At 67.5% G+C, this 13,692-nt stretch carries 14 protein-coding genes and 2 pseudogenes; 11 read left to right on the top strand and 5 right to left on the bottom strand.

The features are described from left to right. Positions 1 to 53 precede the first annotated feature (53 nt). Positions 54 to 248, bottom strand: a pseudogene (locus OHA19_RS01720) (substrate-binding domain-containing protein); the annotation flags it as partial. A 79-nt stretch (positions 249 to 327) separates the two neighbouring features. Continuing rightward, on the bottom strand, positions 328 to 1,392 hold the full coding sequence (locus OHA19_RS01715) for a 2,3-butanediol dehydrogenase (RefSeq protein ID WP_405720684.1): 1,065 nt from the start codon (positions 1,390 to 1,392) through the stop codon (positions 328 to 330). Between the two features lie 193 nt (positions 1,393 to 1,585). Between OHA19_RS01715 and OHA19_RS01710 the strand changes: the two genes are divergently transcribed. Next, the gene (locus OHA19_RS01710) at positions 1,586 to 1,861 is read left to right on the top strand and encodes a hypothetical protein (protein WP_405749131.1); all 276 of its coding nucleotides are present in this window, start codon (positions 1,586 to 1,588) and stop codon (positions 1,859 to 1,861) included. A 616-nt stretch (positions 1,862 to 2,477) separates the two neighbouring features. Here the strand turns inward: OHA19_RS01710 and OHA19_RS01705 are convergent. After that, entirely contained in the window at positions 2,478 to 3,437 is a 960-nt protein-coding gene (locus OHA19_RS01705; protein WP_405749128.1) for a helix-turn-helix transcriptional regulator, read from the bottom strand. 68 nt (positions 3,438 to 3,505) lie between these two features. Here OHA19_RS01705 and OHA19_RS01700 point away from each other — a divergent pair, with 68 nt between their 5' ends. From OHA19_RS01700 to OHA19_RS01665, 8 genes and pseudogenes are all read left to right on the top strand, one after another. Next, a complete protein-coding gene (locus OHA19_RS01700) occupies positions 3,506 to 5,809 on the top strand; it encodes an excinuclease ABC subunit UvrA (protein WP_405749126.1) in 2,304 nt (767 codons plus the stop codon). Positions 5,810 to 5,941: 132 nt separating this feature from the next. Further along, the gene (locus OHA19_RS01695; protein ID WP_405720698.1) at positions 5,942 to 6,283 is read left to right on the top strand and encodes a transposase; all 342 of its coding nucleotides are present in this window, start codon (positions 5,942 to 5,944) and stop codon (positions 6,281 to 6,283) included. A gap of 47 nt (positions 6,284 to 6,330) precedes the next feature. After that, positions 6,331 to 7,050, top strand: a complete 720-nt coding sequence (locus OHA19_RS01690) for an IS6 family transposase (RefSeq protein ID WP_405749123.1) — start codon at positions 6,331 to 6,333, stop codon at positions 7,048 to 7,050. Between the two features lie 77 nt (positions 7,051 to 7,127). After that, the gene (locus OHA19_RS01685; protein WP_405753186.1) at positions 7,128 to 7,433 is read left to right on the top strand and encodes an ATP-binding protein; all 306 of its coding nucleotides are present in this window, start codon (positions 7,128 to 7,130) and stop codon (positions 7,431 to 7,433) included. A gap of 687 nt (positions 7,434 to 8,120) precedes the next feature. Beyond that, positions 8,121 to 8,396, top strand: a complete 276-nt coding sequence (locus tag OHA19_RS01680) for a hypothetical protein (RefSeq protein ID WP_405720704.1) — start codon at positions 8,121 to 8,123, stop codon at positions 8,394 to 8,396. Positions 8,397 to 8,743: 347 nt separating this feature from the next. Then, positions 8,744 to 8,950, top strand: a complete 207-nt coding sequence (locus OHA19_RS01675) for a hypothetical protein (RefSeq protein ID WP_317866509.1) — start codon at positions 8,744 to 8,746, stop codon at positions 8,948 to 8,950. A 34-nt stretch (positions 8,951 to 8,984) separates the two neighbouring features. Further along, a complete protein-coding gene (locus OHA19_RS01670) occupies positions 8,985 to 9,254 on the top strand; it encodes a hypothetical protein (protein WP_405749121.1) in 270 nt (89 codons plus the stop codon). A 286-nt stretch (positions 9,255 to 9,540) separates the two neighbouring features. Further along, a pseudogene (locus OHA19_RS01665) lies at positions 9,541 to 10,068 on the top strand (hypothetical protein); the annotation flags it as partial. A gap of 153 nt (positions 10,069 to 10,221) precedes the next feature. Here OHA19_RS01665 and OHA19_RS01660 read toward each other — a convergent pair. Then, positions 10,222 to 10,836: a DUF6585 family protein gene (locus OHA19_RS01660; protein WP_405749118.1), complete on the bottom strand. Its 615-nt coding sequence runs from the start codon at positions 10,834 to 10,836 to the stop codon at positions 10,222 to 10,224. A 449-nt stretch (positions 10,837 to 11,285) separates the two neighbouring features. Here OHA19_RS01660 and OHA19_RS01655 point away from each other — a divergent pair, with 449 nt between their 5' ends. Both OHA19_RS01655 and OHA19_RS01650 read left to right on the top strand, forming a co-directional pair. Further along, a complete protein-coding gene (locus OHA19_RS01655) occupies positions 11,286 to 11,480 on the top strand; it encodes a hypothetical protein (RefSeq protein ID WP_405720715.1) in 195 nt (64 codons plus the stop codon). Positions 11,481 to 11,814: 334 nt separating this feature from the next. After that, positions 11,815 to 12,945: an FAD-dependent oxidoreductase gene (locus OHA19_RS01650; protein ID WP_405720718.1), complete on the top strand. Its 1,131-nt coding sequence runs from the start codon at positions 11,815 to 11,817 to the stop codon at positions 12,943 to 12,945. A gap of 238 nt (positions 12,946 to 13,183) precedes the next feature. Here the strand turns inward: OHA19_RS01650 and OHA19_RS01645 are convergent, their stop codons facing one another. Continuing rightward, positions 13,184 to 13,555: a hypothetical protein gene (locus OHA19_RS01645; protein ID WP_405720721.1), complete on the bottom strand. Its 372-nt coding sequence runs from the start codon at positions 13,553 to 13,555 to the stop codon at positions 13,184 to 13,186. Between the last annotated feature and the right edge of the window lie 137 nt (positions 13,556 to 13,692).

The following is a 13,692-nucleotide window of genomic DNA, read 5'->3' as shown; positions in this document are numbered from 1 at the left end:
CTGGCTGCTGCGGAACAATCACGGGGCAGCCCGCAAGGCTGGGGGCGCAGGTTGATTGTAGTGATGGGCGGGGAACACAGGGGCAGCCCAGGGGAGTCTACGCAGGCCGCGAGGAGAATGTCCTGGCCGATGGCGCGGCCCATCATCTGAAGGGCGTGCTGGGCGTGCTGGGCGTGCTGGGCGTGCTGGGCGATTTGGGCGGTGCCATCGGGGCCACAGATGAGTGCATCGGTGCCGGGACGGTCCATCGGGGACCATTTTGCAACCAAATGAGGATGAGGAAGGAGAGACGAGCCCCGGTAACCCGCGGCCGGGTCCGTCGGCGTGTCAGGAGTGGGGGTCTACCAGGATCTTGACGGCCGTCTCGTTGTGGTGGATTAGGGTCTCGAAGCCTTCGGTGACGAGGTCGTCCAGGCGGATGGTCTTGGTGATGAACGGCGCCAGGTCGATGCGCCCCTCCTGCACGAGCTTGATGGTTTGCGGGTGGGAGTTGACGTAGGCGATCGTGCCGCGCAGGTCGACCTCTTTGAGGACGAGCTTCTGCATGTCGAGCGACGCGGGCTTGCCCCAGATTGAGATGACGGTGATGACGCCGCCCGGCTTGACGGCGTTCAGCAGTGTGTCGAGGACGACGTTGACGGACGTGGCCTCGAATGCGACGTCCGCGCCCTTGCCGCCGGTGAGGCGCCGGACCTCCTCGGCAACGTCGGTGGCGGCGGGGTCGATGACGTGGTCGGCGACCTTGGTGTCCAGCGCCTTCTGCCGGCGCAGCGGGCTGAGTTCGGTGACCGCGACCTCGACGCCCATCGCCTTGAGCACCGCGCAGGTGAGCAGCCCGATAGGGCCGGCGCCGCCGACGAGGGCGAAGTCGCCCGCCTTCGCGCCCGAGCGCTGGAACGCGTGGTACCCCACCGACAGCGGCTCGATGAGGGCCGCCTGGTCCAGCGGGACGTCTCCGACCGGGTGGACCCACCGGCGCTCGACGACGACTTTCTCCGCGAGCCCGCCGCCGCGGCCGCCCAGCCCGATGAAGTTCATGTCGGGCGAGATGTGATAGGTCGGGTTATTTTCGCTGGTGTCGACGTCGGGGCGCAGGATGTAGGGCTCGACGACGACGCGGTCGCCCGGCTTCAGGCCCTCGACGCCATCACCCACCGCGTACACGACGCCGGACATCTCGTGGCCAAGCGTCACGGGGGCGGACTCACCCGAGACCGGGTGCGGGTGGCCGGCCGGCGGGACGAAGATCGGTCCGTCGAGGTACTCGTGTAGGTCGGTGCCGCAAATCCCGCAGTACGCGACGTCGATGCCCACCGTGCCCGGTCGGACAGTGGGCTCCGGGATGTCCTCGATGCGGATGTCACCGCGGTCGTAGTAGCGTGCAGCCTTCACTTTGAGCTGGCTCCTTCGTCTATTTTCTGCTCACACCTCGTGTCGAGTCTGCCGTGGAGTGAGGTGTGTGCCTCGCGCGGCGCATTTACATTAACAATGAACAATACGGTTCGATACGGTCGGGCACGCGCGGCGGCCATGGCGGACCCCGAGAAGCGCACCGGCTGCACCCGCTGCTGAGCCGACGCTCGGCTTGGGCCGATCACCCCGTCGGCGACCTCCCGGTCATCTCAGGCACGGTCATCCGGCTGCAAGTCGGCCACCTGCCCATCCGTTCGTCGGCGACTTGGAACTCGACCAGGAAGCCATGAGTCTCCCGGACGAGAGCGGCCTGAGCGTGGTCCTCTACAGCGCGCCCCCCAACACCTCCGCCGAGGACGCCCTGAAACTGCTCGCCAGCTGGTCCGCCACGACCGGACAGGAGCAGGACACGGCATCCACGAGCAAGCCGTTGACCCGGCAGCCCTGACGGGCAGCATTGGCTCCTTTGGGTGCTCAGCGGCGACTGCCCCCGGCTCAGCAGACCAGCTAGTGAGTTCGGTGTTCGCCTCTGGGGACGGTGTGAAGCAGCGGGCAGACATTCCATGTCATCCTGGCCCGCACGTCGATGAAGGGCCTGTCCAGCAGTGCTTTCGCCATCCGGTCGGCTTTGGCGTCATTGGATTGGCGCCGGAGGTGCCACACATCAGATCGAACGGACCTACCACCGGCGCCGTCGGCAACTACGGCTGGGCCGATTGACCCCCATCGAGTTCGAGACCACTATGAAACCCGCCGCAGCCCTCGCGGCATGAAACCCCACTGTCACCTATCCGTGCAGCAGACCCTTTCTATGACTCAATTCAAGGCATCAATCCGAGGGGCGTAGATCCTGGCCCTGCCCCCAGTGGGTGGCGGGCCCTCTCCCCGCCTGGCATTCGTTTCCCGATGTAGAACACCGTCCAAGGCGGCGAGGCGGGCTGGGGATTCAGCGCCGTATCCGCTACGGGAATCCGGCTACAACATCGGATTTGCCCGCGGAGGCGCTGCCGCGCCAGGTTGAAGACGGCAGCACGGTCGGTTCGGACGCCCGCGCGAGTCTCTGCTCAGTGCGCGGAAGTCGCGCGGAGGAGACGGCGCGCCGCGGCGGAGACGTGGGCGCAGAAGTCGTCGGGTTCTTCGATGGTGAACTCGATGTCGGTGAGGACGAGGACGAGCGTGAGCCACTCATAGGAGTCGACGTACGCGATGTAGCGGCATCGGTTCTCGACGAGTGGTTCGAGTGCTTCGTCGATGCGGTACAGGCGTGATGCCGCTTCGGGGACACCCGCATGGAGGGTGAGCACGACGCGGTGCACGGTGCTGTCGTGGGAGCGATCTCGCAGGTAGCCGATGAGGTCCTCCGCGGGCGCATGCCTTGGGACGAATGTCGAGGTCATGGCCGCGGTGTCGGTGATCCGGTCGAGTCTGAACGTACGCCAGTCGTCCCGGTCGCGGTCCCAGGCGAAGAGGTACCAGCGTCGGCTCATACGCACGAGACGCACCGGTTCGACCGTGCGATGCTGCGCACCTCGCTTGCCGGTATGAGTGAAGGTGAGACACCGATGCGTCGAGATGGCTTCGGCGAGGGAACCCACCTGTTCAGGTGTCGGTTGTGGATAGTCGGCGCTGCCTACTTCGACGGCCGCAAGGACCTGATCGGTCCTGCGCGTCAGCCGTGCGGGAAGGATGCGCCGGAGCTTGCTGACGGCGCGTTGGGCTGCTTCGGTGGTGGCGTCGGTGCCGGTGCTGTCGGCGGCGGCGAGTTTGAGGCCGAGGATCGTGGCGATCGCTTCGTCGTCTTCCAACATCAATGGAGGCAGGGCCTGGCCCGAGACGAGCTGGTAGTGGCCGCCCGGTCCCCGGATGCTCTGGACGGGGTACCCCATCTCGCGCAGGTGCTCGATGTCGCGGCGAAGCGTCCGTCCGGTTGTCTCCATGGCGGTGGCGAGTTCGCCTGCGGGCCAACGTCGGCCGGTCTGTAGCAGCGACAGCAGTCGGAGCATCCGTTCCCTCGGTGCCGGCACAGCTTCATCTCCCCACCACAGGAAGTTGTGGTCATTATCCGTCCACAACTCATCGTAGCGTGGAGGGCATGACGAACATCGTGGCAACGGATGAGCCCCAGGACAGAAGGCAGTGGATCAGAGTCGAGGGGGCTCGGACGAACAACCTGCATGATGTCTCGGTGCGGGTGCCGAAACACCGGATCACGGTGTTCACCGGCATATCCGGATCGGGTAAGTCATCGCTGGCGTTCGGCACGATCGCGACCGAGGCGCAGCGTCTGGTGTCCGACACCTACCCGTTGTTCGTCCGCAACCGGCTGCCTCATGGGAGACCGGCTGATGTCGACCGGCTCGATGGGCTGATGTTCACCACGATCGTGGACCAGCGCCCGTTCACGGGCAACGCGCGCTCGACTTTGGGCACAGCGAGCGACATCGCACCCTTGCTGCGATTGCTGTTCTCGCGCATCGGCAGCCCGACGGCGGGTTTCTCTCCGGCGTACTCCTTCAACGACCCCGGCGGGATGTGCCTACGGTGCGAAGGTCTCGGTGTCGTGGACGACGTCGACCTGGACTTGCTGCTCGATCGGACGAGGAGCCTGCGCGAGGGTGCGATTAGGTTCCCGACATTCGCACCGGGAACCTACCGCTGGAAACGCATGGTCCACTCCGGGCTCGTCGATCCCGACCAGCCCTTGGCTGTACTTCCCGCTGCCGATCTGGACACGCTGCTCTGTGCAGAAGGGCTCCGTCTCGCCGCCCCCGATCCGCAGTACCCGAAAGCGGGGAGATTCGACGGTGTCATCCCGCGGCTGCGTGCCACCTACCTGCGTAGGAATCCCTCTCGGCTCACCGACGAGGAGAAGGCCGCTCTCGACCGGGTCGTCACCCGCTCCACGTGCCCGGAATGCGAAGGGACACGGCTCAACGCATCAGTCAGGGCCAGCCTGATCGACGGCCGATCCATCGCAGACTGGACAGTCACGCCCATCAGCGAACTGCGTCAGATCGTCTCTGCCCTTCAAATCCCGTCCGTCGGGCCGCTCGTCCAGACGATTCGAGAGCGGCTCGGCGCGATGGAATCGGTGGGTCTGGGCTACCTCAGTCTCGATCGCACGTCGAACACCCTCTCCGGTGGCGAGGCTCAGCGCGTCAAGATCGTCCGGCACCTCGGCAGTGCCCTGAGTGACGTCTGTTACGTTTTCGACGAGCCGAGCGTCGGTCTGCACCCACACGACGTCCACCGCCTGCTCACCCTGCTAACACTGTTGCGCGACGCACACAACACCGTTCTCGTCGTCGAACACCACCCGGCCGTCATCGCCGCCGCCGACCACATCATCGATCTCGGTCCCGGCGCAGGTGCGGACGGAGGCCGCGTTCAGTTCGAAGGCACGCCCGCCGAGCTCAGTGCGACACACACGGCAACAGGCCGGATGCTGCACACTCGGATCCGGGTCAATGATCACCCGCGCACCGCGGGCGGAGTGGTGACGATCAAACACGCCACCGTGCACAATCTCCACGACATCACCGTGGACGTCCCGCTACGGGTGTTCTCCGCAGTCTCGGGCGTCGCCGGCTCAGGCAAGAGCACCCTGATGGCCTCGGAGCTGCCGCGCCAACATCCCGGCTTCACTGTCATCGGGCAAATGCCGCTGCACGGAGGGATCCGATCGACGCCGGTGACCGTGCTCGACATCGCTGAGTCGGTCCGAGAGGCTTTCAGTAGCGCCACGGGGCTACACCCCTCGTGGTTCAGCGCCAATGCGCGAGGTGCCTGCCCCGTGTGCAAGGGAAAAGGCATCGTCATCACAGACCTGGCCTTCCTCGACGACGTGCGAACAACCTGCGAAGCCTGCGGCGGTAGCCGCTTCAACCCCACCGCACTCGCCATCGGACTCCACGGCCAGACCATTGCCCAAGCCTTGTCGATGAATGCCGCGCAGGCTACGGACCTGTTCTCCGGCCACCCGGAGATCACCCGACGACTTGCCTGGCTCGGCAAGGTCGGGCTCGGCTACCTGACCATCGGACAAAGCCTCGACACCCTCTCCGGAGGAGAAAGACAACGCCTCCTCCTCGCACGACAGCTCTCGACCACTGAGTCGGATCACCAGCAGATCGTGCTCGACGAACCCACCGCGGGACTCCACGGAAACGACGTCGACGACCTGCTGACGCTGCTCGACCAACTCGTCGACTCCGGCGCCACCGTCATCGCCATCGAACACAACCAGCGCGTCATCGCCCACGCCGACCACGTCATCGACATCGGCCCCGGCGCAGGCAATGACGGCGGGCGCGTCATCTACCAGGGACCACCTGCCGGCCTGATTGCCAGCCCCTACTCCTTGACCGGCCGACATCTGCGAGACATCGTCACGTAGGAGAGACCAGGAGGCAGCTACTCTTGCACCCCTACGGTGTACCCACCCCTTACACGCAGAGGCCGTTTGACGGCGGGGTACTCGGCGTCCTCCCGCCCCAGCAACTCCTGCGCGACTCCGGTGAAGTCGAAGGTGCTGAAGAAGGCCGGCTGCCAGCGCGGCATCGACGCGGAGGCCGAGCGGTTGCGCGAGTTCTTCCGACGCCCCCGCATGCGTCAACTGCCGCTGGTGGAGGAGGCGATGGGCCACCAGACCGTCACGCTGGTGCGGAAACTGGAGATTGCCTGCACCAGCGCAGACGACCTCGCCGCAGCGGCGGTGGAGTCTTTTGACAAGCACCTGGACGCACAGATCATCACCAGCTTTCCAGGGCTCGGGTCACTCACCGGCGCCCGGGTGCTCGCCGAGATCGGCGACGACCGATCCCGTTTCACCGACGCCAAGGGCCTGAAAGGGCACTGTCACGTTGACTGACCGGCCTGGGATGATCTTCGGGTTGGTCGTGCTGGGAGGGGGCGTCCGTGGACAGCGCGCCGCCGTCGTACAAGGGGCACCGGTACCCGGTGGAGATCATCGCGCGCTGCGTGTGGCTGTACTTCCGTTTCCCGCTGTCGTTCCGCGAGGTCGAGGAGCTGATGCTCGAGCGCGGCGTGATCGTCTCCCACGAGACGGTCCGCCGCTGGTGTACGAAGTTCGGGCAGGCCCACGCCAACGGCCTGGGCCGCCGGCGTGTGCAGCCGGGCGACAAGTGGCACCTGGACGAGGTCTTCCTCAGGATCAACGGTGAGCTGAAGTACCTGTGGCGGGCCGTCGACGCCGATGGCAACGTGCTCGACATTTTGGTCCAGGGCCGAAGGGACAAGACCGCGGCCAGGCGGTTCTTCCGCAAACTGCTCAAGAAGACCTGCTCGGTGCCGAGGGTGGTCGTCACCGACAAGCTGCGCTCCTACGGCGCGGCCCACCGCGAGGTCATGCCCTCCGTAGAACACCGCGCCCACAAGGGTCTGAACAACCGGGCCGAGAACAGTCATCAGCCGACGAGGCAGCGCGAACGCGCGATGAAGGGCTTCCGCAGTACCGGCGGGGCCCAGCGGTTCCTGTCCGCGTTCAGCGGCATCTCACCGCACTTCCGACCACGCCGCCACCTGATGACCGCCACCGAATACCGCACCGAGATGACCACCCGCTTCGCCATCTGGGACGAGATCACCGGCGCCACCGACCAACCCATCGCAGCGTAAGCCAGGCCCCCACCCGACCCCTACACACCCTGACGCGCCCTCAATCGATCAACACCGCACCAACGTGACAACGCCCTCTGGGCTCCTGGCGGGCCGAGGACTCCACCATCCCCGAACCCACCCAGAACTCCCTGATCACCCTGGAGTGGATCGGCCGCGCCGAGAATTTGGTGATCGCCGGCCCGTCGGGGACGGGCAAGAGCCACTTCACCGAGGGCCTGGCCCAAGCCGCGATCGAGAAGGACCTGCGGGTGTCCTGGTTCACCCTGGAGACGCTGAGCGCCGCGATCGGCAAATCGAAGGTCGACGGGTCCACCGCACGGACCGTTGCCCGGATCTGCCTCACCCCGGGAACACCCGCGGCCACACGCCTGGCTTTCTGATGGCCACCAGCCTGGGCCTCCAACGGCCACCCACCTGGGCATCTCAATGACCGTTGACAGCGCCGCCGCTTCGCCTGGACGTCGGAGGCGAACCGGCCGAGGCGGGCCTCAACCGGGCTCGCGGCAATCCAGGCCTCGGCGCAGCTCTTGTGGACGGGCTCCCCGGAGTGGGAGCGCATCGGCGTGGGCTGCTCGCACAGCGCTGGTCCTGCCAGCGGTCGAAGTGCTGGGCGTCGGCCAGTCCAGCAGGTCGCCGGGGACCGGGACCAGGCCCGGCCCCCACAGCGGCGTCTTGCTGCTCCTGCGGGTCATGGCCGCAGGTGGGGCAGCTGCTGGAGGACGTAGTCCACGAGGTCCTGCGTCGGCTTCCAGGCCGGGAGCGCACCCTTGACGAACCCCATAGCGGCACCCCCGGATGCCCAGGACGGGCGGGGGAGAGGATGCGACGCTGGAGTGAGGGGCCCGCGAGTGGAGGTCCGAGTGCGTCTCATCCGGTCCGGGCCCTCTCCTTCGGCCTGGCGACCATGTCCCGGTGCGGCTCAATGGATGCGACGCAGAATCGTGCGGTCAGTCTGTGAGCCCGCCGCCGGGGCATCACTCACCGAGCGTCGCCAGGCGGCCTTACCGCGTGGATCCGGCCCGCCGGGACCAGGACCGCGCGACCAACCCGGAAGGCAGGTGCGTCCCATGCGCACGTCGACCCGTATTGCCGGTGCCTTCACCGGCCTGACCCTCACCCTCGGTGGTGCGGTCCTCACCGCTCCCGCGGTCCGGGCGGACATCCCCGCCTGCACACAGATGGCCGAACTGGCCGGTGCCACCGCTTCCGACTCCGTCACAGCGGCCTGCAGCCGTGGCGTGGTCGGAGACCTGCAGAGTTGTGTGACCGGGCTGACCGGGGCCGGAGTGGCGGGCGGCGCCGCGACCGGTGCCTGCCGGGCGGCGGCCCACGAACCGCGTTAGAGGACCGCGCGCGGCAGCCGCCCGCCGGCACCGGTCGGAGGCAGGTACGGCCCGTCTCCTCCTCAACCCCCGGCCTGCCCGGACACAACGCGGCCCCGGTGGGCAGTCTCGACGCAAAGGACATCGACGTCGCCCCGCTCCTACCGATGCGCACGCGGCGTACCGATGCGGCCGGTCGAGGCGGTGACGTCATGCCTCTCCGGGGCCGGGCAGTCACCGCCCGGGCGCGGCGCTCAGCCTCGCCTCGCAGGCCTCATGCGGAGCGCCCATGCTGAGTAAGAGGGCGCCGTCGTCTTGAGACTTGTCCTTCCCGAAGGCCGAACGAAGGCGCCTGAGAGGAGGAAGTCATGCGCATGCGAAGAATCCTGGGCCTCGCCCTGGCCGCGGCAACCCTCGCCGGCGTGAGCGCCGTCGGCGCTGTCAGCGCCGGGGCCGCCTCGTCTCCAAACATCTCCAGAGACGACTGCACGGCCGCCGGCGGACAGATCGTTTCACGCCCCTACGCCGGCTACGCCTGCGCGCTCCCTGACGGAACCACGTCGGCGATCACTTGACCGGTCGGCGCACGGCTGGGCAACCAGTCCGGCCGTGCACCCAGCGCGGTGGATATGGAGTGACGGCACCCGGTCCACCTTCGGGTGGATCGCCCGCGCCCGTCTCGACACCGCGGCACTCGCGATGGCGGACGCCGACCGTCTCGAAGCCAAGGCCGTCACCGCTCCGAGAGGTCCGCGCCTCGGCGACTACCAAGGCCTGGTGGCAGACGGCAAGGGAGCACGGGCGGTGCTCACCGAGACTCACTCCGGCGTACCACAGAACCGTACGGACGTGTACACCAGCAGTCTCCGCACCCGCTGACCGACGCGGACGCCGTCGGCCGGCCCGACCTCCGACGGCTGCAGACAGGCCTCGGACCCACTCCGTGACCACGTTGGGCGGGGAGGTTTGGCCGCGTCCCGCCCGGCGGGGCGGGCCTGCTGCTTGAAGTGGCCCCAGTGATGTACAAAGTTGATCTGGCTCCAGTGCGCTGTCATCTGCCAGAAGTACGTAAGTGGGTTCTGCCACCGTCGGGCGGAGCGTCCGTCCAGCGGGCAGTGGGAATCCGCTCGACGGATCTATCCGGGGCAAGGCATGCTCCGCACTCGTGACGACGCCGAAGCAGCTCCTGGTCCAGACCGCCGCCCGCAACAACGCCGACTGGTGCGCGGCGATGAGCCGATGGCACGAGGTGGCGAGCGAGTTCGGGACACAGGCCTGGACGGCCCCGACCCGCACACCCCTGTACTACCCCGACGCGGTGACGCTGGTGCCGGGTGCCGACCCGGCCGCGCTGGCAGAGCGGATCGACATCACCGCGCCCGGCGCCTCGGTCAAGGACAGTTTCGCCGACCTCGACCTGACGGAGGCTGGCTTCCACGTGCTGTTCGAGGCGCAGTGGATCCACCGCCCGGCGGGTGCGCCCGCCATCACTTCGGATCTTGCCTGGGACGTAGCGGGTGACTCGGACATGTTGCGCGCCTGGGCGCTCGCCTGGGACGGCGGGGACGGCAGCGCGGGCCTCTTCCGGCCCGAGCTGCTCGACGACCCGGCCACCTTCGTGCTTGCCGGACAGTCACCTGACGGCCGGGTGGTTGCCGGAGCGGTGGCAAGCCGCAGCGACGATGTGGTCGGAACACCACTGACACTGCCGTGGCAAACATCATGGGTGACAGGCCCCAATGCCGTTGTTTGAGAGGTGCAAGTAGTTCCTCTCCCAAGCACGGTGACCGCCGGGGTGTTGGTTCGTTGATCCAGACCTGCTGCCGGAGCGCCGGCCTTCGCCGGATCAGGCCGGATCGTCTGGTCGCGGCCTCTTCCCGGCCGCTTCCTGGCGCATCCTTGCGGCGAGGGCCAGGAAGACCGACAGATTCTCGACCATCTCTACGGGGAGCCTGGCCCACGGCTTTCCGCCGCCGTGCCGATGGATCTCCAGCCAGCCTTGTTTCACCGTGACCTGGTCGACCTCGCGCCAGCCGAGCCGGTGGTCGAGGTACCCGACACCGGCGGGATCGAGGTGGGCCCCGAAGAAGTCGACCCGTTCGCCCGCCTTCAGCCGGTCCCTGTCCTGCGGCAGCCGTACGCGCGTGAATGTCTTGTCCAGTTCGTCGATGAACCGTGCGACCCCCTTGTACGCGTCGGTCACCGTGATCTCGGCGCCCTCACGGGGACGCACCCAGAGTTCGGGTGTGGTGACGCTGGTGATCCCGTTCGTCACTTTGGTGCTGCTCCGCCGAATGCCATCGATCTCGTCCCATGAGTACGCCTCCGGCACGTGCCCGGCGACCTCCCGGACGATGCCGTGCTGGTAGTGACCTACCCAGACTCTCGTCGGGCAGCTGCCAGGGGCTGGTGTGGACCGAGCCCAAGCCCTTTCCGTGGATCGTGGTGCTGCTGCCGGCACTGGTCGGACTGCCGGTGCTCTGGCTGGGGATTTCGGCCGCAGTGGAGGGGCAGCGGAGCCACGGCGCCTGGTACTACGGGCTGCCGCTGCTCATCTTGGGGACCGCCATAGTCGCCGCAGGAACTCCGAGAATGACGGCTGACCGGACACCGAGGCCGCTTCGGACGGCCCTGCCATACCGCGGGGCGTTCATTGCCCCGAGGCACGCCGTGCGGGCTCACCCGGCCGGAGGGCCTGGCCCTACGGGCAGCTGCAGAAGAGGGCGAGCGTTACGCGTACACGGCCTGCGTGACAGTCGAGGTTTGCGGTAACACCGAGGCGATCTTGGTGTCTCATGAACGGAGAAGTCACCGGGCCAGATGCCGGGACGCAGCCCGAACGCTCGCCTTGAAGGCGGTGGAGAGCGGCGAGGGTGCGGGGAGCGACCCCCCAGAAGCACGGAGGCCCCGATGGTCGAACCGACCCCGCCGCATCTCTCGCCGGAGCAACGCGAGCGCCTGGATCAGCTCGTCGACGCGAGCCAGCTGCGTGCGGCGCTGTTCCAGTTCCCGAAGCCGCCCTCGGACCGGCGCCGTTCCCGGCGGTACCCCGGCGGCCAGCCGAACCCGTGGTGGTCCGCACGTCCGCGCCGCCGCCAGAGGTGAGTGGGAACGGTGGACTCCACCGCGCGTCCGGCACCCGGACCGACGATGTCCGGATCATGTCGGCCGGCCACCGCGCCCGTCGGGCCGTTCGTTGTACCTCCGTGCAGGCCGGGCTTCGTCGCTCGGGGAGCGATGCGAGAACGAGAGCATGAGCACGATCGACCCGGATGCCGAGCGGAACCCCATTCCGGGTGGGTGTCGGGACTGATGCGCGGTGTCGGTCATCTATCGGCGGCTGCCGGTTCGATGTCGGTGGCTTGTCGGCGAGGTCCGGCACCGTTCCAGAGACGGCCGGCCGGAGCTCACTGGGCGGCCCCAATCCCCAGGAGCCACCATGCACATGCCCGTCACGATCATCGGCGCCGGACTCGGCGGACTCACTCTTGCCCGCGTCCTGCACGTCCACGGAATCCCGGTCACGGTCTACGAGGCGGAGTCCTCCCCGACGGTGCGCACGCAGGGCGGGATGCTCGACATCCACGACTACAACGGACAGATCGCCCTCAAGGCGGCCGGCCTGATGGACGAGTTCCACGCCATCGTCCTGGAGGGCCGCCAGGCGACGCGGGTCCTCGACCCGGACGGGACCGTCCTGCTCCACAAGGTCGACGACGGCATGGGCGGACGCCCCGAGGTGCAACGCGGCGACTTACGACAGATCTTGCTCGACTCACTCCCGGCCGGCACCGTCCGATGGGGGCACAAGGCCAGCGGCACCCGCGCCCTCGGCGGCGGCCGCCACGAGGTGACGTTCGCCGACGGCGGCACCGTCGTCACCAGCCTGCTGGTCGGCGCGGACGGCGCCTGGTCACGGATACGGCCACTGCTCACCACCGCCACACCCGAGTACGCCGGCACGTCGGTCGTCGAGACGTACCTGTTCCACGCCGACACCCGCCACCCAGCCGCCGCGAAAGCGGTCGGTGGCGGGTTGCTGATCGCGCCCTCGCCAGGCAAGGAGATCTTCGCTCACCGGGAGAACGGCGACACCCTGCACACCTACGTGGCGCTGACCAGGCCACAGGACTGGTTCGCCGCCATCGACTTCACCGATGCCGCCGCGGCCACCGCCCGGATCGCGCGCGAGTTCGACGGCTGGGCACCGGAACTCACCACGCTCATCACCGACGGCGACACAGCGCCGGTCCTGCGCCCCCAGTACGCTCTGCCGACCGGGCACCGGTGGGACCGGGTGCCGGGGGTCACCCTGCTCGGCGACGCCGCCCACCTCGCGCCCCCGAACGGCGACGGCGCCAACCTGGCCATGTACGACGGCGCCGAACTCGGCAAGGCCCTCGCCGCCCGCCCCGACGACATCGAGGCCGCACTCACCGAGTACGAGCAGGCCATGTTCCCCCGCAGCGCCGAGGTCACCACTTTCGAAGGTGGAGCAGTTCCGGGGATCGACTCCGAGCACAACACGGCCCAGGGCCTGATCAACATGATCACCGAGAAGAGCCAATAAGCCGCGCAGGCCCCGATCTGACGCTCTGCGTCCCACCCCGCTCAAGCCTAGGCGGCGGTGACTCCCGAACTCGGTTCTGGCACAGATCTTGGGGAGTCGTCGCAGAGCGTCACCTCGATGTTCGATCGTGAAGGGCTGGGTCGAGTGACGCTGCGGCCGTTATCGCAGGTGATCTTGAACCGTTGAGGCCCGGTCGTCGCTCATTGCGGTGTAGACGGTCACGATCGAGGCGACAGCGTCAACTTCGGCCGGTCCAACGATCCGCAGCCACAGCGAGCTCGCAGAGTCCGTCGAACCGCCGGACACGGTCAGCCGCGTCCGCAGGCCATGGATGCGGGAGCACCGGGAGGTGGATCAAGGAGACCTCTTTGATGAAGCTGCCGACGATCTGCGGGGGCTTGTCGACTGAGACGTGGTGGAGATTGGATAGGGAGATCACTACGTCCGGCTTCCACGGCCCTTCCCTGATAGTGATCTCCAGGGAGTCTTCCTCGGCAAAGGCGTCGAACGAGATGCGACTGATGGTGTAGCCGACGCATGATGCCAGTGTGCGTGCGGCGTTGGTGCATCGATTCTTGAAGGCGTCGCGCGCCTCGGTTATATCCGTCACAGCGAGAGGCTACGAGCCCCCAGTGGCCTGCGTCGATCGGGTTGGCTGGACCAGCCACTGGTACGGAACACTGAGGGTCATTGAAGCAGGATCATCTTACGGAGAAGCTCGAAGCCGGCTCGACCGTAGAGCTGCCT

This window comes from Streptomyces sp. NBC_00012 (assembly GCF_045040875.1).
Lineage (GTDB): Bacteria > Actinomycetota > Actinomycetes > Streptomycetales > Streptomycetaceae > Streptomyces.
The sequence above is the reverse complement of the archived record's forward strand: the minus strand, read 5'-3'. Positions and strand labels throughout refer to the sequence as shown.

What these genes read in the sequence shown, in the direction of transcription:
- OHA19_RS01700 (WP_405749126.1), top strand. Translation starts at nt 3,506, where the DNA reads ATGACGAACATCGTGGCAACGGATGAGCCCCAGGACAGAAGGCAGTGG.
- OHA19_RS01680 (WP_405720704.1), top strand. Translation starts at nt 8,121, where the DNA reads ATGCGCACGTCGACCCGTATTGCCGGTGCCTTCACCGGCCTGACCCTC.
- OHA19_RS01675 (WP_317866509.1), top strand. Translation starts at nt 8,744, where the DNA reads ATGCGCATGCGAAGAATCCTGGGCCTCGCCCTGGCCGCGGCAACCCTC.
- OHA19_RS01655 (WP_405720715.1), top strand. Translation starts at nt 11,286, where the DNA reads ATGGTCGAACCGACCCCGCCGCATCTCTCGCCGGAGCAACGCGAGCGC.
- OHA19_RS01650 (WP_405720718.1), top strand. Translation starts at nt 11,815, where the DNA reads ATGCACATGCCCGTCACGATCATCGGCGCCGGACTCGGCGGACTCACT.